The sequence below is a fragment of the Pseudoalteromonas sp. SR41-8 genome (assembly GCF_014163915.1).
In the GTDB taxonomy this organism is placed as follows: domain Bacteria; phylum Pseudomonadota; class Gammaproteobacteria; order Enterobacterales; family Alteromonadaceae; genus Pseudoalteromonas; species Pseudoalteromonas rhizosphaerae.
Genome location: NZ_JACJEE010000024.1, coordinates 24,758 through 43,953, shown reverse-complemented (window position 1 = coordinate 43,953; position 19,196 = coordinate 24,758). Strand labels below are relative to the sequence as shown.

The following is a 19,196-nucleotide window of genomic DNA, read 5'->3' as shown; positions in this document are numbered from 1 at the left end:
CGTTAAAATTAACTATCGCGTTTACGGCTAAACCAAGGCACAGCAACTTCGTATTGCTCTACTTTATCGGCAACATCGAGTGTCAATGCAAACAGCGCCATGCGAATTAACACGCCATTTTGTACTTGGCGGAAAATAGCTAAATTGTCATTAAGGTTTAAATCGTTATCAAGCTCATTGGCTTCTATACGACTATCGCGTGGTAATGGGTGCATTAACACGGAGTTTGGTTTGCAGTGGGTGTTATAAATTGATTGGCTAATTCTAAAACCACCACGGTATTTATTGGCTTCTTCTTGCGATGGGAAGCGTTCTTCTTGGATACGGGTTTGATAGACGATATCGGCGGCTAAGTTACCTTCCATTTTATCGACGATTTCAATTTTATGGCCCGCATTATCGACGGCATCAAGAATATAGCTAGGCATTTGTAAGCCATCAGGTGCCACCATCGAAAATTTTATATCTTTATAATGACATAATAATTTTGATAATGAATGCACGGTACGACCGTATTTTAAATCACCAACAAGGGCGATATGCATACCATCTATTTTTTGATCGAAGCGATGTAGTTCACGCTCAATTGTCAATAAATCAAGTAATGCTTGAGTTGGGTGCTCGTTAGGGCCATCGCCACCATTGATCACCGGCACTGAGCAGCCAGTAGCAAATTCAGCCACTGAGCCTGCATCAGGATGGCGCATAGCGACCGCATCGGCGTAAGCTGAAATAACGCGCGCGGTATCGTATAAAGACTCGCCTTTGGCTAATGCAGAGCTTTGCATCCCCGTTGTTTCACGAACCAAACCACCTAATAAATTAAAGGCTGTACCAAAGCTTACGCGGGTACGGGTACTTGGCTCAAAGAATAAGTTTGCTAAGATTGCGCCTTCTAATACATTGGTGCGTTTTTGCTTTTTAGCATACGGCTCCATTTTTTTGGCTACTGCAAAAATACGTTCAATACAGTCGCGATCGAGCTGATTGACAGAAAGAATATTTTCACCTTGGAAACTTAACATGGGGGCTGTTCCTATCACATTCAAAAGGGGCGCGATTAACCATCTTCGATGGGCACGCAATCGCGCAATATTATACCCAAACCACCTCAAGAAGCGAGTTTCTGCATCTTGAAGTGGTTTGGGTATATAGCAAATTTTACAAGCTGGGTTTAGTTATAGCTAAAAATACGATGACTAATAGCACTAATACCGGTAGTTCGTTAAAAATACGATAAAAGCGGTGGCTGCGAGTATTACGGTCGTGTTTAAAATCCGCCAGTAATTTAAAACAATAGCCATGGTAAATGTATAGCACGATCACTAATACTAATTTGTAGTGCATCCACATGCTGTATTTAAACCAGTCGCGGCCATATTCAACAATTGTCAGCACGCCAAACACCGCCGTTAGTACTGCAAATGGCGTCACAAAATACAGTAACCGTCGCTCCATCACTTTGAGCATGGAGTTACAGGACTTTTCTTCGCTCATAGCGTGATAAACAAAGAGGCGGGGTAAGTAAAATATGCCAGCAAACCAGGCAATCATAAAAAATACATGTAAGGCTTTGTAGATCAGTAGCGCGCTCATAATGTTCTCTTATTGTTAGTTACAGTAAGCTATTACGTATGGTAAGAATGTGGCGGATCTGATCCCAGCGCATTATTCCCATAATTTGTTGATTATCGAGTAAGTTATAAATATACACAGCTCCGCTGCGCTTATCTTTTAATACATCAAACACATCGGCCAAAGTAGCTTGACTGCTGATCCCTTGCAAGCTGATGTAGTTGATCGAAATATTTTGATCTGACATTAAACTTAAATCATATTCTGCAAGGCGATAACCATTTTCAGGATCATAAACAATTAACGGGGTTTGGCTATCAACAGCATTTAAGGTGCTTTCTATTTGTTCTTTATCATCTGAATAGAGTAGTTTGAAGTTTTCATCCATCTCGTCCATTACCCCGACTTTTTGCAGTGCTTCGGTGGCAGGGGAGACATGATAGGCTAAACCTTGAAAGTCGAGCTGCTGTAAAAATATCGACCGATTGCCAAATACTTGTAATGCGGTGACGTATGCCGCTGAGATAACTAACATGGCCGGCACGATTATTTCAGGACTTGAGGTTAACTCCATTACCGTAGTTAAAGCAGCCAGTGGAGCATGTAAGGTGGCAGCTAATAAGCCTGCCATGCCTAAGACGCTATAAGTACCAGAGATATCAACGCCGGGACTAATAAATTGTGCAAAAAAGGCCATTAAAGTGCCCATCAGTACGCCTAAACCAATCACTGGGCCAATGATCCCGCCGGGAATACCCAAGCCAATGGCAAATAATGTCGCCAGTAATTTAGCAATTAAAATAGTGGTTAATAGTTGCACATCATCAGGGCTTTCTACGGCCAAAGTTATTGCACTCATACCAGAACCCATCGCTTGTGGCACCATATAAGCAATGCCGCCAGCAATCAGACCTGCCAGCAATAAACGTGGAAACATACTCAAAGGTTTGAAGGTACGAATGATCAACATTAGATTTTGGTTAAAAGCATAAGCAACCGCGCCCAAAGCCATACCAAACAGGATTAAAAATGGATAGTGCCAGCCACTTAATGCCGTCACTGTGATCAGTGCTAATTCTGATGCGTCACCAAATACAAACTGCGTCGCCAGTGCACCAGTGACTGCAGCGAGCATTATTGGCACAAATATATGTACTTTGTATTCCCTAAGCACCACTTCCATCACAAAAATAACAGCTGCAAGTGGTGTATTAAATGATGCGGCAATACCAGCTGCAACCCCGCAACCGCTGAGTGTCCGCATGGCGTTATGAGGCAAATGTAATTTATCGGCCAGCAAACTTGCACCGGTTGCGCCCATATGTACAGATGGCCCTTCACGGCCAACCGAGAAACCACTGATCAATGCCAGTGCACCACCGACAAATTGATTTACCGTGTTGTATAACGGCATTTGCCCGTAATGGCGTTTAATACGGTGAATAACAAAGGGAATACCTAATCGATAATGTTTAAAACCAGTCAAAGCAGCAAATAGCGCAATTAAAAAGGCAGCAATAATAGGCATTAAAACCCGCTCAAGAGGCGGTAAGGTAGTAAAATCGTCAGGATTTTCAAGGAACAAACCTTGGAAAAATAGAATAGTTAAGCGAAATAGAATGATCAAAAACGCCGCAATGAGTCCAGCACTTACTCCGAGTAAGCACAATTGCACCGATGTTTTTGGCTTTGCCAAGCGACGCCTAAGCGTTTCAAGCCACATGCATATTTCCTCGCCACCTATTTCAGCGGGCAGTTTATCAAAAGTGTGACAGTAAGTCCTTTTGATTTTAGAATTATCTACACATAACCAAGGATTTACTCTTGGTTAAATTAGTGGGCCGAGTGATGACTAGAGGCCCGATATTAGTAATGAAAGAAAATATTTTACAGGTCATATTAAAAGTAAAAGTTAGGTCGCAGCTCTATCGATCAGTTATAGCTGCACCGCCATCTTCCTAGCAAAACTTCTTATTAGCTTAATTTAGGTTTATCAATTGTACTTAAGCAATTTTTTAAATTGATTAGATTAACTAGGTTGTTTATTATTTAGGTACTTTATTTTAGCTAATGTAATCTTAGAGTCTACATTTTGTTACATACTCAGCATCTTGATACGTTTTTTTAGGTATCAAAGAATATAATGGATGGGTGATTAATCAATAAGGAAGTCGGCGTAAATGTATTCACCGCTCAAACACCTACTAGTCGTTATTTTATTATTTTGTTTTTCGTCTTTTAGTTATGCCGCAGACTTAACAAGAGAGATTGGTTTAAATATCGATAAAAGCAGTGAGCCTGAAAATTTTTTTGAAGTCGGTTTAGGACTAAATGCTTTTAATCGTTCAATTATTAATGTTGATGATAAAGAAGATCTTGATATCGGTATCACACTCATCGGAAGTTATAATTGGCATAACTTTTTTGTCGATTTTGCCAACCAAGCGCCTGATTCACTTGTTTTTGGCTACACCGCATACAATAGAGAAAACTGGTCATTCGATGTTATTTTAACAGGACCAGGCTCAGGGTTAAGAAAAAAAGAAAACCAAGTTAATTTTGAAGGTATAGAAGAGCGGGATGTGAACACTATGATCGGAGGTCGATTAACGGGCTACATTGGTGAAAATGTTGTGCAATTGACTCTTAAACAAGGTTTAACGAGCAGAAATGGCGGTGCTGTAGCCTCTGCTCTCATTGGTCGCAACTGGCAAATAAGAAATTTGAACTTTCATAGCATTTTCGCGCTGTCGTTTCGCCAAGCCAAGCTTAATGACTATTATTATGGCGTTTCAGAAGAAGAAGCTGCAAGGACTAATTTTGCAGCATATGACGGCAAATCCTCCCTCAATTTTGATTCATCAATAGGCTTAACTTATCCTATTTCAGAAAACGTATTGCTGCGTGCAGAAGTTTTCTTTGGTTCGGAATTCGGTTACAACGAAAGCCCGCTATTTAGTAAGCAACAAGACTTTTATACTGGTATAAGTTCAAGCATTAGTTATGTATTTTAAGTGGATAAACAATGACGCTAACTAATCAAACAAGCTTACAGAGTAAACTTATTATTTACTTGGGCTTATTTTTTCTGTTTCAGTTGGCAATGAGTAGTGCATACGCAGCGAACCATTCGCGCAAAGAAAACGAATTACTTGTTACACCTAAGCGTTGTGTTGCACTGCGAAAAGGGCAAACGTGTTATCAGCAGGTTACTTTTAAATGGCATCAAGAAGAGCTTGGCGATTATTGCTTAGTCGAGCTGTCTGAGTTGCGTAACGTAGAATGTTGGACGCAAGTCAACAATGCTGAATTCAGTTTTGATTTTCAATCAGATTCAACTCGTCACTACGCGCTTCGAAAAAGTAAACAGAATAACAATATCGCTACGGTTATTATTACAGTGTCATGGGTATTTGAATCCTCTAAACGGCCTAAATCAAGGTGGAAGTTATTTTGATCGAACAGATAAATCCTCAGCATATAATGTTAGTTGAAGACGATATGTCTTTGGCCGAATGGTTTAGTGATTACTTAACTGAACATGGTTATTTGGTTACTTTAGTTAATCGGGGGGATATGGCGGTTGAATTAATCAAAAGCGATATTCCAGAACTTGTTGTGTTAGATATTATGTTGCCTGTAAAAGATGGTTTTGATGTATGCAAAGAAGTACGTAACTTTTATCATGGGCCTATTTTAATGATGACTGCCCGTGATGATGAAATGGACGAAGTTTTGGGGTTAGAATTAGGGGCTGATGATTATGTAACAAAACCGGTGAAACCACGGGTATTGCTATCTCGAATTAAAGCTTTGTTACGACGCTTAAAAACCCATCATAACACTGCAAATCTAACCGAAAATCATATACAAATTGGTCAGTTGAGTATTGATGCTAATTCTCGTGCTACTAGGCTACACGATCAGCCTGTTGCAATTTCATCTAACGAATTTGATTTACTTTGGTATCTAGCGCAATCTGCAGGTCAAGTTGTTAGCCGTGCGGAGCTGTTTAATCAACTCAGTGGTATTGATTATGACGGGTTTGATCGCCGTGTTGATATTATTGTATCTAGATTAAGAAAAAAGCTTGGTGATGATGCTAATAACCCATGCAGGATCAAAACTGTGTGGGGTAAAGGGTATTTATTTGTAGCAGACGCTTGGTCCTAATGTGAAGAAGCTGATCGTCTCATTAGTCGTTGTAATACTCTCTGCAATTATATTTTTAGGCTGGGGTTTAGATAGTTTTTTTAACGAGTATCAGCATAAAAAAAACACGGATGAATTTAGCCCTTATAGGCAAATAATTAACTCATTAGCAAATACGCTTGAAGAAACGGGTAATCTTGCACAATTTGTAAGCGCTTGGCAACAGCAAAACCAGCAACAACTAACACTAACGCCCATATCTGAATTTCCTTTACCTATTAGTTTGCGAGATAGTTTCAGTCAGGGCCATCCTCTGGTTCTTGAATCTGCTGAGTTGATCACCGTAAATAAGCTATTACAAACTCAGCAACAAGTATTGACGCTCAGTATCCCACAGCAAGGCAAGCAACAAGATAATCTCGCGCTACAAATTATTTTAACAACCATATTTTATTTGGGGGTTTTACTGTGTGCCTTTATTTGGCTTGGCCCTTTAATTAAACGATTACAGCTACTAAGAAATACGGCAAAACGCTTTGGTGAAGGTGATTTCTCTGCTCGTATTAATATTTCAAATTCGTCTTATATAATTGATATTGAAAATGAGTTTAATTTTATGGCGGAGCAGATAAATACTCTAATTAAGGATAACAAATTATTAAGTAACGCGGTGTCACATGATTTACGAACTCCATTAGCTCGATTACGCTTTGGTATTGAAGCCCTTGGCGAGACGAATAACCCAAAAAACAAAGAAAAGTATGTCCGTCATTTGAGTCGAGATATTCAAGAAATGGAAAATCTCGTTGCCGTTTTACTTAATTACGCCAGTTTAGAGCAGAAAATGATTAAAGTTAAACGCATGCCTCTAAACTTAAATGCTTTGATAAAATCAGCTGTGTGTAACCTTACTTCAAGTGATGCTTGTTCGGTTGCAATGGATATAGCCAAATTAGCCAAGGAAAATATAATCATTGATGGTGATGAGAATTATTTAGCAATGTTAATTAATAATCTACTTTCAAATGCACAACAATATGCAGCTAAGTACGTGCGGATAACAACACAGCAAACATGTAATAGTGTGAGCATGTGTATTGAAGACGATGGCCCAGGCATTTCAAAAGAAATGCGCGAACACGTATTTAAACCGTTTACCAGAGGTGAAAGCGACACCGTTCAACAAGGTTATGGAATGGGGTTAGCTATTGTTGTTAGAGTTGCCGCATGGCATGGTGGCAAAGTGTCTATTAGTCAATCAGAAGTGTTAGGTGGAGCTAAGTTTAAGGTGGTTTTTAAGCGAGCATCACACTGATTAGACTTAAAAACTCATCGCTGCTAAGTACTGAACCTGAGCTTCGGATAATAAATCTATCATCAGCAGCTATTTTCAACGCTAACTGCGTTGAATTTACTTACAATAGGCGAGCTATTTACGCGTAAATTCGCCTTGTTCTCCCTGAGAACTTCCGGCTGAAGAATAAAAATATTCATTTTAAATCAATTTATTAGCAAGTATCTTAACCAAAGTTCAGGTTATTTAATTCACATATGGCGTTTCCCTTCTTAAAGTTTCATCATTTTGGCATACTTTGCAAAGAAGATGTTGTATCAGAGTGTCGTAATCAAAGTTAATTATTCCTCATAAATTACCGCAACAAATTTGTACATAAAGCTACATTCTAAAAGTTTTGAACGCACATCCGTACATGTTACAACATCTACATACAGCTCTGATTTTTTCATCAGGTTAAGCTATTTCCTAACAATGGAATGGGCTAAAAACAAGATGCAAAAAATTACATTTACTTATTTATTATCAAAGTTTTATTCACTAAATGAAACCATGGGGAAAGCTAAAGAGCAACGTATTATCTCTCCTTTTACTTTATTACTCAGCTGCTCAGTATTTATCGTTTTAATGGCAAATACAGTGTTCTTTGACAAACTCAACGCTTTATATTCTTGGCAAGAAAACTTGAGTTTTATTATCTCGTTAAGTCTGTTGCTTTTGAGTCTTATTCTTTTCGTGATGTTTGTTCTTAATATTTTACTACCCACCAAAGTCGTGGTGTTTGTGATGCTATTGATTGCTGCAATGGTTGATTATTATGGCGTTGTATTAGGGGTGCTGATTGACAAAACGATGATCCAAAATGTTGCTGAAACCAACCTCGCTGAAGCACAAGAAATAATTAATTTAGGATTGTTCAGTCGAGTTATATTTATGGCTATTTTACCCGCGGCTTTATTGTTATTTATACAAGTGAAAAATATCACTTGGTTACAACGACTGCGTCAACAGGCTATCAGTATTACCATGATTATGGTGTTGATCCCCATACTTATCGCGCCGTTTAGTGCGCAATACACCAGTTTTTTTCGTCTACATAAAGAGCTTCGTTATTACACTAATCCTTTATATCCAATTTACTCGGTATTCGATTATTTAGCAGAACAAACCGCATCACTAAACTCGAAACAGTTTATCAACCTCACGACACAGATAACTAAAAGTAGCAGCACGCGAAAACCTAAATTAATGATTTTAGTGGTCGGTGAAGCAGTAAGGGCTGACCACCTCAGTTTAAATGGTTATTCACGCGACACTACGCCAAATATGTCAAAGCAAGCGGGACTCATTAATTTTAGCCAAGTGAGTTCCTGCGGTACGTCAACAGCAGTGTCTGTGCCTTGTATGTTTTCATTTTTTGGTCGTGATGATTTTACTGTGAGCAAAGCTAAGTATACTCAAAACGTTCTTGATGTACTCGCTGCAAGTTCAGTGAGAGTAAGCTGGCGTGACAACAACTCTAGCTCAAAGGGTGTTGCCGATAGGCTGATGTATCAAAGCTATCGCAGTTCAGAGGTTAATACAGTATGTGATGTGGAATGCCGTGACGTTGGCATGTTGGTTAATTTACAGCAATACGTTGATCAACACACCCAAGACACCGTTATTGTTTTACACCAAATGGGTAATCACGGGCCTGCTTATTTTAAACGTTACCCGAACGAGTTTGAGTTTTTTTCACCTGCTTGCCAATCAGCAGAGTTATCAGAGTGCAGTCAGCACGAAATAATTAATGCATATGACAATGCAATCCGCTATACAGATTATTTTTTGGCTGAAGTGATCAAGCTTCTTCAAGCCAATTCTGTGCAATATAACACCGCTATGCTGTATGTCAGTGATCATGGTGAGTCACTTGGTGAAAACGGGCTTTATTTACATGGTATGCCTTATGCTTTTGCGCCCGATGCACAAACACATGTCCCTATTATTTCTTGGTTTTCAGCTCCTTATATTGATATTGAAAAAACTAAAGCACATCAGGATGACGCTTATTCACATGACACCATTGCGAATACTCTACTGACCTTTTTTGAAGTTAATACCAACATTGCTGATGAGTTTAAAGTAACCCCGCCTCTTTTTTATCTAAAGCCGAAGGGGGACGATAAATGAACACTATAAAATTGTCTCAACAGTTGCACCATAGTAAGTTTAATATAGGTAGTGAGCTAAGATCTCGATTTAAAAAGCTAATCAATCAAGGAATTAAAGCCAGCTTTATAGCGTTTTTTATTAATAGCTTTACTGTAAGTGGTCAGGAAGTTGAGTGCGCGTCAAAAGCTGATAGTGAAGAGTCTGTTACGATAGATAAGCTCACACTTATTAGCCATCCTGTATTTGATGAGAGTCAACCAGACAGCTTATATCTGCACAGTTTAGCTAACTGGTTACATATTAATACCCAACAGCATGTTGTGGAAAAGCTACTTCCTTTTGCTCAGGCTGACGTTATTTCTAGAGCGCAGTTTGCTGAGACTGAGCGCATACTTAATCAGTATTCGTTTTTGCGTAAAAGTCGAGTTAGCTTGATTGAGGATTGCGAGAGTCAGCAAGAAAATGAGCTTAAAGTTGAAACGTGGGATACTTGGTCACTAGTACCTTATATTAGTTTTGGTCGTCGTGCCGGCAATAATAAATATGCTTTTGGTTTTAAAGAAGATAATTTCTTAGGCTTAGGGGTTCATGCAGGTGTGCAATATAAAAAAGACCACCTGCGATCAGGCTATCAAGTTGCTTTTAGTATGCCGCTTAGTTTTCCTAAACAATCAACTGTTGAACTTGAATTTGCTGATAATGATGATGGACAAAAAACCTACCTTGCTTATTCAAAGCCCTTTTATCAGCAATCATCTAAGCAGCAACATTTGGCGTCAATACTCAAAGAAAATCGTCGTGACAGTATTTATCAAAATGGTGAGCTTGCATGGCAATTCTCTCATGAAGTTGAGCAGTCTACTTTAGCTTTCGGGCATTTAATAACTCAGCATCGATTAGGAGCGGTGCGAATGCATTTAGGGATCAACAAAGAGTTACATCGTTTTACAAGTTTGGATAGCGCGATATTAGCCGAATTACCTTCAGATAGAAGGTTCACCTTCCCTTGGATAGGTTTGGAATATAGCCAAGCAGATTATCAGATTTTCTCTAACATTCGCTTTATCGATCATCGTGAGGATATTAATTTAGGCTGGCAGTTAATAAGCAAAATAGGTGTAGATATTAGCTCATTAAATACTGATGAAAGCCAAGGTGTTCACCTTGAAAATATTTTATCCAAAGGTATGCAATGGCAAAACACGCTAATGCTGTTTTCTACAAATTACAAAGCTTATTGGCAGAGGGAGCAACCTGATCACCAACAAGTAGCAGCAGAGTTTGAATTGTATCAATACCTAACACCTCGTTGGGCCGGTTACTTTAAAGCGCAATGGCAAGCAGAAAAAAATCAATATCTTGATATACCGCTTGCTCTAGGTGGAGATACCGGGGTTCGTGGTTATGCAGAGCAATATCAACATGGTGAGCATTTATGGTCAGCAAGCGCCGAGCTGCGTTATAACCCCCATTGGGAGTTATATCAGTTGGTGAATGTTGCATGGGCAGCATTTGTCGATAGCGGTAAGGCGTGGGGGCAAACACCAGCAATTAATAGTAATGATACAACCTTACAGAGTATCGGTATTGGTGCAAGGTTGTTTTCATCTCATTCAAGTGAAGGCAATGTCGTTCATATGGATATTATTAAACCTCTTACGATGGGCCCTAATGTTGATAGTTGGCAGTGGCGGGTGCAAGTAAAACAAAGTCTTTAAATTCATTTTAACTATAATTAGGAATAACGATGAAAAACGTAATCAGTAGTGTAAATAAGCCTAATGGTAAAGGGATCAATCGAATTATTAAAGCCACACATTGCTCTTGTAAGGGGTTTATAGCTGCATGGCAATATGAATCAGCATTTAGGCAGGAGTTTGTAATGGCTATAATATTACTACCATTTGCTATCATCTTGTCATCTTCGATAAGTCATTTGTTTTTATTGATCAGTAGCTTAGTGTTCATTTTATTTGCCGAAATAATCAACTCGGCTGTTGAAGCGCTTGCTGATGCAGTTACGCTAGATCACAATATACTCATTGGTCGAGCGAAAGACCTTGGCTCAGCAGCAGTATTTATATCGTTAAGTATATTTACTACCGTATGGGGCTATGCCATCTATAGCTACCCATTTTGATACCAAAAAAGTATTAAAGTAGTAAATTAAAACCGCGCTTTTTCTGCTGATTGTGCTCGTTGCCATTATTCTGTTGTCAGGCTTAATTGGTATGAGATTTTAAATGTGCATATCGCGTCAAAGCTTAGTAAGTAAACGCTATACTTGATTAAAACACTCGGGTATTAGATAATCAAAACAATGTAGGTATAGAGGGTTATGGTATGTCAGAAGAATTACCCATTAAGTTCAGCGATGCAGCTGCTGTTCGCGTTAAACAGTTAATCGACGAAGAAGAAAATCCAGATCTAAAACTGCGTGTTTATGTAACAGGCGGAGGTTGTTCAGGTTTCCAATATGGTTTTACTTTTGATGAAAAAGCAAACCCAGGCGATTTAGAAATTGTAAAAAATGGCGTAACCTTAGTGGTTGACCCAATGAGTATTCAATATTTAGTTGATGGTGAGGTGGATTACACCGAAGGACTTGAAGGCGCACGCTTTTTTGTTTCCAATCCCAATGCAACTACCACCTGCGGGTGTGGCGCTAGTTTCAGCGTTTAAAGCAATTGATTAAAGCCGCAGCTAGCGGCTTTTTTATTACCTAAGACATCTTATTATCTAAAATTACTGCGTAGCTATTATTTCATTAAATGAAACCGATTTCGTAATGATTTTTAACGCGGGCAAAAAGTAGCTGAACAGCTTACTGAAGTATTCCCCACTCAATAATCCTCCTTAAAAACAAGGTCTAGATCCGCGTAGCAAGATTAAAATACTTACGTGAGTTCATACAATTATTCAGAGTTAATACTTCTAGATTATTGTCATTAATAGATGCTGTTGCTGGTGGCCTGAGCTTTGTACCTTATGTGGCTTTAGCCGTTATTTCTTGTTTATAGATGCTAATTGAACGTCAAATTGGCTTGCTTTAGGCTAAGTCACTCATTTATGTAGGGTGAGTGACTTGGAGCATTAGAATAAAAAAACCTAACACTATTGCAGAAAACGCTAAAATATATATAAAGCCTTTCTTACCTTGTTTGATCGGAACGCCATTTGCTTTAAGAAAAAAATACCAAACTAAGCAGAGGATAATGGGTAGTAAAAACAATAATCTGAACATAAACGCTTGCTCCTAACAATAAAGGGACAGTTAATAATGTAACTATTTAATTTATAAGTCAAAAATAATTAATCATAAAAAAGGTTTATTTAAATTAATTATTTGTTACATTAAAAAGGAACTAATTATAGAACGCGCGTTTTGTTGTGACTTTGACAATAAAGCTGCTCATCTATAATAGCTGATTCCTTAAATGGGGACTCAGCTGAAATTAGTTATTTCACATGAGTCTGAATAGTATATAATGTATCCAAGAGTGAGACGGGCAAATTTCACTCTTAATTAATTAACTTTAAATCATCTAGTAGGAGATGTTTTTTATGATGGGTAAAACAGTTTCTTCTGAAGAAAACTCAAAACTAACCAAGTGGCTTAAAACTAAGCGTCACGAGAAAGGTCACACAATGCGAAGCCTTGCTCAAGTACTTGGTACACCACATTCATTTATTGGCAAAATTGAAAACCAAGAGCGCCGTTTAGACGTAATTGAATTTTTACGTTATTGTGATGCATTAGAAGTCGACCCGTATGAAGGTTTAGGCTTATTAAAAGAAGACTAATATTTAGTTTCTTTTTGTAAGCGCAGGGAAGCGCTCTCATTGATGTGAAATGATTTCTTTCCCTTATTAATTCCTACCGTGATAACTATTTTCTAATTCATACAATTTATGCCGAATAAGATATAAGAATATGAGTGATGGTATTACCATCAGGGCAGTCAAAATAAAAAATAACGACCAATTTCCACCTAACCAATCATCAATCACCACACCGCTATAACTTGAAAGTAAGGTTCGTCCTAAATTTCCCAATGACGCTAATAAAGCATAATGTGTTGCGCTAAAAGCGCGATCACATAGCATAGATATAAATGCTACCATAGCAACTAATGACCATGCTTGAGTAAAGCCATCGACGACAATTGCCATTGCGTACAAGTGTTCTTGCGGGCCTGCGAGAGCGATCCAAGAAAACATTAAGTTAGAAGCAGCCATTGCCACACCGCTAATAAACAAACCTTTAACGATGCCGTACTTGTGATTAAAAATACTGCCTAAAAATGCGAACACAATGGTGATAAGCCCCGTGCCGAGCTTTGAATAGTTTGCTATTTGAGTGTTTGAAAAGCCGACTTCTTTATAAAACACAATCGACATACGGGCCAGAAATGCTTCACCAATTTTAAATAAAAAGATAAAAGCGAGCAGCGCAAGTGCAGTCTTCACGCCATTACGCGCGAAGAATGTTTTAAAAGGATCAAGTACAGTAACAGCCAACCATGCTGCAACTTTAGTTAATTGTGTTTGCTTACCAAGCGCCAGCTTTTGCCGATAAATACGTTCTAGTTCTGCATGTACAACTTCGCGGTTAGATTCAGGTTCTTTTGCCCAAAATACACAACTCATAAGTAATAACATCACAATAGCTAAAAAGTAATACACTTGTGGCCAGTCAATGCTTGGCATATCTGCCATATAAAACGGAATAGCACCTAGCAGAGCATAACCGCTCCACCAACCAGAAGTAGCCATTGCTGCTGCTGCGGTTGCTTTATGGCTCTCGTTTTCACTGAGGGTATCGATACGAAAAGCATCAATAGCAATATCTTGAGTCGCTGAGGCGATAGCAATTAATAAGCACAACGCAGCTGCGATGGCTAAATGCGCGGTGATATCTAATCCTGCCAGTAAAATAACTCCTAGCAAAATAAAGCATTGGCAAAATAGTATCCAACTACGGCGCTGGCCTAGCCAGTTATATAGCAACGGCAGTTTTATTCTATCGACTAAGGGTGACCATAAAAAATTAATGCTGTAAGCACCAAATACAATGCCAAATAAGCCAATCATGCTGCGACTTAGGCCTTCATCTTTTAGCCACGCAGACATCACGGAGCCTATGAGGACCCAAGGAAAACCGCTGCTCATACCAAAAATAAACACATTTATAAGTCGTTTATCTTTAAAGTACGAAAAATATTCTGATACCGACAAGCTTTTAGTCATAACGCCTTCATTGGCAATAGCGGTTTGGCCGCTATTTTTATTGTTATAGTGGGGTTGGCTCTAATACAGTTATATTTAAAATAACAACCGGGGTTTTTGGTACAAAGTCATAACCAATTTTTTCATTAAATCCCGTTTCAACTTGCATTATTTTATCAAGCGTTTCGTAGCCTTCCATTACCATACCGAACACGGCAAAGCCCCAGTCTTTACCTGGGTTTAGGTGGTCGTTATTGTCCATGTTAAAGAAAAACTGACGAGTACCAGAATGAGGTTGACGATCTTGATAGGCCATGGCGATACTGTACATATCGTTTTTTGAACCGTTACCGCTTTCATTAAAGATAGGTTCGCCTTCATAAACCCCGTCATATTCTTTATCGTAGCCACCGCCTTGAATGACAAAGTCTCGGTCGTTTTCTACATCTCGTTCAACACGATGAAATACGGTGCCTTTATAGCTGCCATCCATCACATAAGTTAAAAAATTATTGACGGTGATAGGGGCTTTTGAGCGATCCATCTCGACTATGATTTTCCCCATTGTGGTAGTTATTTCAACTCGTGGGAACATATTGTTTTTTTGTACAAAGCGTCCTTCGGTCGCTGCCATTGCGGTTTGGCTAAGTTGCACTAATATAAATAATAAAAATAGACGTTTCATGGTTAACCTTCTAAAAATGCCAGTAATTCAGGGTCTGATACCATGCGGGTAATTAACTGCTCAGTCAACTTATTGAGTTGTCCTTCAATTTTTGCTCTATCGTGACCTAGTGGTCCTTCAAGGCTTGCATTACCACGGTAAATTTTACTGAAGTTACTATCGCTGCGAATAACACGCACACCTAATTCAATCTTTGCATTGCTGGTATGCGACATCATTTTTTCAGTAACTACGGCTTGCAGTGTATGAATATCAACTTCAAAACGAGTAGTCGCAAGATTTGAAATGCTTGCACCGTTTCGGCTAAGAGCGCTATCAAGGGCACTTTTAATTGATTCAGTAAGGCCTTGGCTGGCAATTGTTTGGGTTTTGTCTGAGGTTATTAATTTTAATGTTGCTGGGTCACCTCTAAGATCAATAACACTGGTACTTAAACTTTGATTAATTGAGCTTAATTTGCCACCTTGATAGAGCGGATTTAAGATCAATTGATTAGGCTGACTACTGCAAGCTGACAGTGATAATAAAGCACAACAAGGTAAAACATATTTCATCATAGCTATAGCATTCCATTATTTTTAGTGGCACTTAATACTACAAACTTTTTATTTGAACCAAGTAATTCACAATTGCCAAACATACGTTTTAGTTTGTCATGGTAGTCCAGGTGGCGGTTACCAATAATACGTAATTCTCCGCCATTTTTTAATGTGTCTTTGGCTTGTTTAAACATTTGCCATGCAATGTGATCTGTCACGGCTTGTGCTTGGTGAAAAGGCGGATTACATAACACTACATCGACACTTTCACGTTCAAAGCCCGTTAAGCAATCATTTTCAATAAAGCGGCATTGCTCAAACTTATCTTCCATATTGAGCTCTACAGTTAATCGTGCTGATTCAACCGCCATATATGATTCGTCCACAAAGGTAACTTCAGCGTTAGGGCAGCGTGCGAGTGTCATCAAACCCACCACACCATTACCGCAACCTAGATCAATAATACTTTTTGCTTTATTGGTTTGTGGTAAAAAGTCAAAAAAGAACCGTGCACCAATGTCCAGAGAATCCCGCGAGAACACATTGGCGTGATTACTAATGGTAAAATCAGTGCCTTCAAGAGGCCAATTAACAGGAAAATCAGCAGCTTTATAACCACCTTCCGCTTGGCTAATAATTAGGCGAGATTTTTTCACTGCTAAACTAGTTTTAGTTTCACCAATAAATTGCTCGAAAGCTTTAATTGTTGAATTATGTACATCTTTGGTTTTTGCTGCGCCAATAACCGGAGTGCCAGGTGCGAGTACTTCGCTGAGCTCAGATAATTGATATTGCAAGAAGCCCAATGTGCGTGGCACTTTTAAAATAACTAAATCAACGTGTTCAGGCAAAGCCGATAAGCTATCTAGCTGGCTAAATGCGGTGGTTGGTATTTTATTTTCTGCTAAGTTGTAAGCCGCCGCTTGGTGGCTAATATAAGAATCGTTTACTGAACAAACCGTTAATTGTTGTTTACTAAAATAACAAGACAAGGCTCCAAAACTATCATTTAAAATCAGCAAAGAGCGACAATCAGGATAATGTTCAGTAACATAGTCAATTAGGTACTCGTCTGCTGAATCCCAAGCTTGTAAGCTACGGTTTTTTTGATCCAAAGGAAAACGTTCAAGAGTAAATGTTTTATCGCCGAACTGTGCTTGCGTGGTCATAATAGTTAGTGATCAGTAATCAAATGATAGGTAAATTCTAACATGCAACGGCAAAAGGCCAACCCCCATATGTTACCAAATGGCTTTTACTACCAAGCAAAAGCGTTAAGTGCGCAAAAAAGTCTCGATTTATTCTACTATTTACGCGACTCACTGACTTGGCAGCAACCAAAAACGACCGTGTTTGGGAAAACGAACCCCATTCCACGTATGCAATGTTTTATTGCTGATGCTGATGCTGATGCTGGTGTACGTTACGGTTATTCTGGTTCGACATTAAATGTTGAACCATGGCCTGATGTATTAGATGCCATGCGACTACGATTAAATAAACAATTTGATGTTGGATTTAATGCCTTATTAGTTAACTTATACCGTGATGGGAATGATTGCATGGGCTGGCACGCCGATGATGAAGCAGAACTTGGCCATGAGCCTATTATTGTATCGATTTCATTAGGGGCTGAACGAGTATTTAAAATAAAACATAAAGTAACCAAGGAAGTCACTTCGCTTACGTTACACAGCGGGAGTTGCTTGGTTATGAATGGACTTAGCCAGCAACAATATCTACATGCGCTTCCTAAACAAACACGTTTGGCACACCCTCGAATCAACTTAACTTTTCGAACAATTTTTCAAAAATGAATATTTGTTGGCCTTTATAGTAGTGGCCTTGATATAGTAAGCACATAAATAACCAGTAAAATATGAGTGTTTTATGTCAATGCAACAACAGATTGAAAGCAAGTTAGCTGATGCGATTGCGTGTAAGCACCTTAATGTGGTGAACGAAAGCCATATGCATAGTCGTGGTAGCGATTCACACTTTAAAGTAATTGTAGTAAGTGAAGAGTTTAGCGGTAAACGTTTATTGCAACGCCATCGTCAAATTAATGAAGTGCTAAAAGATGAGTTAGCGAATCATATTCATGCATTGGCTATCCATACTTTTACTCCTGATGAATTTACAGAGCAAAGTGGTCAGGTTGCTGACTCACCGACTTGTTTAGGTGGCTCTAAATTAGATTAGCGGCAAGGTCTGAGAGTACACAAAACTCATCAGATCTGTATTTTTACAATTAGCCTTTAAACTAGCGCTAATTTTTATTGAGATAAATATAGGATGATCAATGGTCATTAAGCCTAAAATTCGCGGTTTCATTTGTACTAACGCCCACCCAGTAGGTTGTGCAGAGCACGTACAAGAACAAATTAACTATGTAAAACAACAAGGCGCATTAAAAAATGCCCCTAAAAATGTATTAGTTATCGGTGCTTCAACTGGCTATGGCCTTGCATCTCGTATTACTGCTGCATTTGGTGGCGGTGCTAAAACTTTAGGTATTTTCTTCGAAAAAGAAGGTACTGAGCGTAAAACCGGTTCTGCAGGTTGGTATAATACTGCTGCATTTCAAGCGGCCGCAGACGCTGAAGGTTTATGGTCAAAAAATATTAATGGCGATGCGTTCTCTAACGAAATCAAACAAAAAGCGATTGATACAATTAAAGCGGATTTAGGCAAAGTAGACCTAGTTATATACAGCCTTGCATCGCCGCGTCGAACTGATCCAAATACCGGCGAAGTTTACTCATCAACGCTTAAGCCAATTGGTAACTCAGTTACGACTAAAAACTTAAACACCTCAAAACGTGAAATTGATGCTATTACCGTAGAAGCTGCAAACCAAGATGATATTGATAACACTATTAAAGTGATGGGCGGCGAAGACTGGGAAATGTGGATTGATGCATTAAAAGAGGCTGATGTACTAGCTGATAACTTTAAAACCAGTGCTTATACTTATATCGGTAAAGAACTAACATGGCCAATTTACGGTCACGCGACTATTGGTAAAGCGAAAGAAGATTTAGATCGCGCAACCGTAGCAATCAAAGAATCAACTAAAGCATTAAACGGTGAAGCTTATGTATCATCATTAAATGCAGTGGTTACCCAAGCAAGTTCTGCAATTCCTATTATGCCGCTTTATATTTCAGCGCTATTTAAAGTAATGAAAGCGGATGGGACCTATGAAGGCACGATCGAGCAAATTCACGCGTTATTTACTGAGAACCTTTATGGAGACTCACCACGCTTTGATGACGGCGGTCATTTATTCCAAAACTACAAAGAGCTGGAAGATGATGTACAAGCGCGTATTCAAACTGTGTGGGACAGCGTAACCACAGAAACAATAGACGAATTAACTGATTACGTGGGTTACCACAATGAGTTTTTACGTTTATTTGGGTTTGGTATTGATGCTGTTGATTATGAACAAGATGTCGATCCAGTTGCCGCTATAGCTAACATGATTGATTAATTCAGCCATGTTTATTTGAAAAGTCGCTATGGCGACTTTTTTTATTGATAAATTTTACTTTATCGTTAT

At 38.8% G+C, this 19,196-nt stretch carries 19 protein-coding genes; 12 read left to right on the top strand and 7 right to left on the bottom strand.

What is annotated here, in order from left to right; translation table 11 throughout:
* Positions 1 to 8: 8 nt before the first annotated feature.
* The 3 genes from H5162_RS15300 to H5162_RS15290 all read right to left on the bottom strand — a co-directional run bounded on the left by H5162_RS15300 (position 9) and on the right by H5162_RS15290 (position 3,298).
* Positions 9 to 1,025 carry an aspartate carbamoyltransferase gene (locus tag H5162_RS15300; protein ID WP_145241288.1) on the bottom strand — a complete coding sequence of 339 codons (1,017 nt, stop codon included), beginning with the start codon at positions 1,023 to 1,025 and terminating at the stop codon, positions 9 to 11.
* A 136-nt stretch (positions 1,026 to 1,161) separates the two neighbouring features.
* Positions 1,162 to 1,596 carry a CopD family protein gene (locus tag H5162_RS15295; RefSeq protein ID WP_145241290.1) on the bottom strand — a complete coding sequence of 145 codons (435 nt, stop codon included), beginning with the start codon at positions 1,594 to 1,596 and terminating at the stop codon, positions 1,162 to 1,164.
* Between the two features lie 19 nt (positions 1,597 to 1,615).
* Positions 1,616 to 3,298: a chloride channel protein gene (locus tag H5162_RS15290; protein WP_145241292.1), complete on the bottom strand. Its 1,683-nt coding sequence runs from the start codon at positions 3,296 to 3,298 to the stop codon at positions 1,616 to 1,618.
* Between the two features lie 457 nt (positions 3,299 to 3,755).
* Between H5162_RS15290 and H5162_RS15285 the strand changes: the two genes are divergently transcribed.
* The 9 genes from H5162_RS15285 (at position 3,756) to H5162_RS15245 (ending at position 12,982) form a co-directional block, all read left to right on the top strand.
* A complete protein-coding gene (locus tag H5162_RS15285) occupies positions 3,756 to 4,589 on the top strand; it encodes a MipA/OmpV family protein (protein ID WP_145241294.1) in 834 nt (277 codons plus the stop codon).
* 11 nt (positions 4,590 to 4,600) lie between these two features.
* A complete protein-coding gene (locus H5162_RS15280; protein WP_259398234.1) occupies positions 4,601 to 5,032 on the top strand; it encodes a DUF3019 domain-containing protein in 432 nt (143 codons plus the stop codon).
* A 26-nt stretch (positions 5,033 to 5,058) separates the two neighbouring features.
* Complete coding sequence (locus tag H5162_RS15275; RefSeq protein WP_182731507.1) at positions 5,059 to 5,748, top strand: winged helix-turn-helix domain-containing protein; 690 nt, start codon at positions 5,059 to 5,061, stop codon at positions 5,746 to 5,748.
* 1 nt (position 5,749) lies between these two features.
* Positions 5,750 to 7,042, top strand: coding sequence for an ATP-binding protein (locus H5162_RS15270; protein ID WP_182759578.1), 1,293 nt, complete (start codon positions 5,750 to 5,752; stop codon positions 7,040 to 7,042).
* A 474-nt stretch (positions 7,043 to 7,516) separates the two neighbouring features.
* A complete protein-coding gene (locus tag H5162_RS15265) occupies positions 7,517 to 9,196 on the top strand; it encodes a phosphoethanolamine transferase (protein ID WP_182778916.1) in 1,680 nt (559 codons plus the stop codon).
* Positions 9,193 to 10,896 carry a ShlB/FhaC/HecB family hemolysin secretion/activation protein gene (locus H5162_RS15260; protein WP_182778914.1) on the top strand — a complete coding sequence of 568 codons (1,704 nt, stop codon included), beginning with the start codon at positions 9,193 to 9,195 and terminating at the stop codon, positions 10,894 to 10,896. Before H5162_RS15265 ends, H5162_RS15260 begins: the two co-directional genes overlap by 4 nt.
* A 29-nt stretch (positions 10,897 to 10,925) precedes the next feature.
* A complete protein-coding gene (locus H5162_RS15255; RefSeq protein ID WP_182778912.1) occupies positions 10,926 to 11,318 on the top strand; it encodes a diacylglycerol kinase in 393 nt (130 codons plus the stop codon).
* Positions 11,319 to 11,521: 203 nt separating this feature from the next.
* Positions 11,522 to 11,860 (top strand): iron-sulfur cluster insertion protein ErpA, encoded by a 339-nt coding sequence (gene erpA / locus H5162_RS15250; protein ID WP_058560150.1) that lies wholly within the window; start codon positions 11,522 to 11,524, stop codon positions 11,858 to 11,860.
* Positions 11,861 to 12,742: 882 nt separating this feature from the next.
* Positions 12,743 to 12,982, top strand: coding sequence for a helix-turn-helix domain-containing protein (locus H5162_RS15245; RefSeq protein WP_016708680.1), 240 nt, complete (start codon positions 12,743 to 12,745; stop codon positions 12,980 to 12,982).
* Between the two features lie 66 nt (positions 12,983 to 13,048).
* Here H5162_RS15245 and H5162_RS15240 read toward each other — a convergent pair whose 3' ends face one another.
* From H5162_RS15240 to H5162_RS15225, 4 genes are read right to left on the bottom strand one after another with little or no spacing between them, the layout of a single operon-like run.
* A complete protein-coding gene (locus tag H5162_RS15240; RefSeq protein WP_145241306.1) occupies positions 13,049 to 14,428 on the bottom strand; it encodes an AmpG family muropeptide MFS transporter in 1,380 nt (459 codons plus the stop codon).
* Positions 14,429 to 14,471: 43 nt separating this feature from the next.
* The gene (locus tag H5162_RS15235; RefSeq protein ID WP_145241308.1) at positions 14,472 to 15,092 is read right to left on the bottom strand and encodes a peptidylprolyl isomerase; all 621 of its coding nucleotides are present in this window, start codon (positions 15,090 to 15,092) and stop codon (positions 14,472 to 14,474) included.
* Positions 15,093 to 15,094: 2 nt separating this feature from the next.
* Positions 15,095 to 15,649: a YajG family lipoprotein gene (locus tag H5162_RS15230; protein WP_182731490.1), complete on the bottom strand. Its 555-nt coding sequence runs from the start codon at positions 15,647 to 15,649 to the stop codon at positions 15,095 to 15,097.
* 2 nt (positions 15,650 to 15,651) lie between these two features.
* Positions 15,652 to 16,800: a methyltransferase gene (locus H5162_RS15225; protein ID WP_145241311.1), complete on the bottom strand. Its 1,149-nt coding sequence runs from the start codon at positions 16,798 to 16,800 to the stop codon at positions 15,652 to 15,654.
* Between the two features lie 42 nt (positions 16,801 to 16,842).
* On the opposite strand from H5162_RS15225, the gene H5162_RS15220 reads away from it, so the two are divergent.
* The 3 genes from H5162_RS15220 to fabV all read left to right on the top strand — a co-directional run bounded on the left by H5162_RS15220 (position 16,843) and on the right by fabV (position 19,127).
* Complete coding sequence (locus tag H5162_RS15220; RefSeq protein WP_182778910.1) at positions 16,843 to 17,448, top strand: alpha-ketoglutarate-dependent dioxygenase AlkB; 606 nt, start codon at positions 16,843 to 16,845, stop codon at positions 17,446 to 17,448.
* Between the two features lie 73 nt (positions 17,449 to 17,521).
* The gene (locus tag H5162_RS15215; RefSeq protein WP_145241315.1) at positions 17,522 to 17,833 is read left to right on the top strand and encodes a BolA family transcriptional regulator; all 312 of its coding nucleotides are present in this window, start codon (positions 17,522 to 17,524) and stop codon (positions 17,831 to 17,833) included.
* Between the two features lie 100 nt (positions 17,834 to 17,933).
* Positions 17,934 to 19,127, top strand: coding sequence for an enoyl-ACP reductase FabV (fabV, locus tag H5162_RS15210; protein WP_145241317.1), 1,194 nt, complete (start codon positions 17,934 to 17,936; stop codon positions 19,125 to 19,127).
* The last annotated feature ends 69 nt before the right edge of the window (positions 19,128 to 19,196 follow it).

Bases quoted from the DNA above. Each gene is read 5' to 3' on its own strand.
- H5162_RS15255 (WP_182778912.1), top strand. From the start codon at position 10,926: ATGAAAAACGTAATCAGTAGTGTAAATAAGCCTAATGGTAAAGGGATC.
- H5162_RS15290 (WP_145241292.1), bottom strand. From the start codon at position 3,298: ATGTGGCTTGAAACGCTTAGGCGTCGCTTGGCAAAGCCAAAAACATCG.
- H5162_RS15300 (WP_145241288.1), bottom strand. From the start codon at position 1,025: ATGTTAAGTTTCCAAGGTGAAAATATTCTTTCTGTCAATCAGCTCGAT.
- erpA (WP_058560150.1), top strand. From the start codon at position 11,522: ATGTCAGAAGAATTACCCATTAAGTTCAGCGATGCAGCTGCTGTTCGC.
- H5162_RS15265 (WP_182778916.1), top strand. From the start codon at position 7,517: ATGCAAAAAATTACATTTACTTATTTATTATCAAAGTTTTATTCACTA.
- H5162_RS15285 (WP_145241294.1), top strand. From the start codon at position 3,756: ATGTATTCACCGCTCAAACACCTACTAGTCGTTATTTTATTATTTTGT.
- H5162_RS15230 (WP_182731490.1), bottom strand. From the start codon at position 15,649: ATGATGAAATATGTTTTACCTTGTTGTGCTTTATTATCACTGTCAGCT.
- H5162_RS15240 (WP_145241306.1), bottom strand. From the start codon at position 14,428: ATGACTAAAAGCTTGTCGGTATCAGAATATTTTTCGTACTTTAAAGAT.
- H5162_RS15280 (WP_259398234.1), top strand. From the start codon at position 4,601: ATGACGCTAACTAATCAAACAAGCTTACAGAGTAAACTTATTATTTAC.
- H5162_RS15225 (WP_145241311.1), bottom strand. From the start codon at position 16,800: ATGACCACGCAAGCACAGTTCGGCGATAAAACATTTACTCTTGAACGT.
- H5162_RS15275 (WP_182731507.1), top strand. From the start codon at position 5,059: ATGTTAGTTGAAGACGATATGTCTTTGGCCGAATGGTTTAGTGATTAC.
- H5162_RS15235 (WP_145241308.1), bottom strand. From the start codon at position 15,092: ATGAAACGTCTATTTTTATTATTTATATTAGTGCAACTTAGCCAAACC.
- fabV (WP_145241317.1), top strand. From the start codon at position 17,934: ATGGTCATTAAGCCTAAAATTCGCGGTTTCATTTGTACTAACGCCCAC.
- H5162_RS15215 (WP_145241315.1), top strand. From the start codon at position 17,522: ATGTCAATGCAACAACAGATTGAAAGCAAGTTAGCTGATGCGATTGCG.
- H5162_RS15295 (WP_145241290.1), bottom strand. From the start codon at position 1,596: ATGAGCGCGCTACTGATCTACAAAGCCTTACATGTATTTTTTATGATT.
- H5162_RS15220 (WP_182778910.1), top strand. From the start codon at position 16,843: ATGCAACGGCAAAAGGCCAACCCCCATATGTTACCAAATGGCTTTTAC.
- H5162_RS15260 (WP_182778914.1), top strand. From the start codon at position 9,193: ATGAACACTATAAAATTGTCTCAACAGTTGCACCATAGTAAGTTTAAT.
- H5162_RS15245 (WP_016708680.1), top strand. From the start codon at position 12,743: ATGATGGGTAAAACAGTTTCTTCTGAAGAAAACTCAAAACTAACCAAG.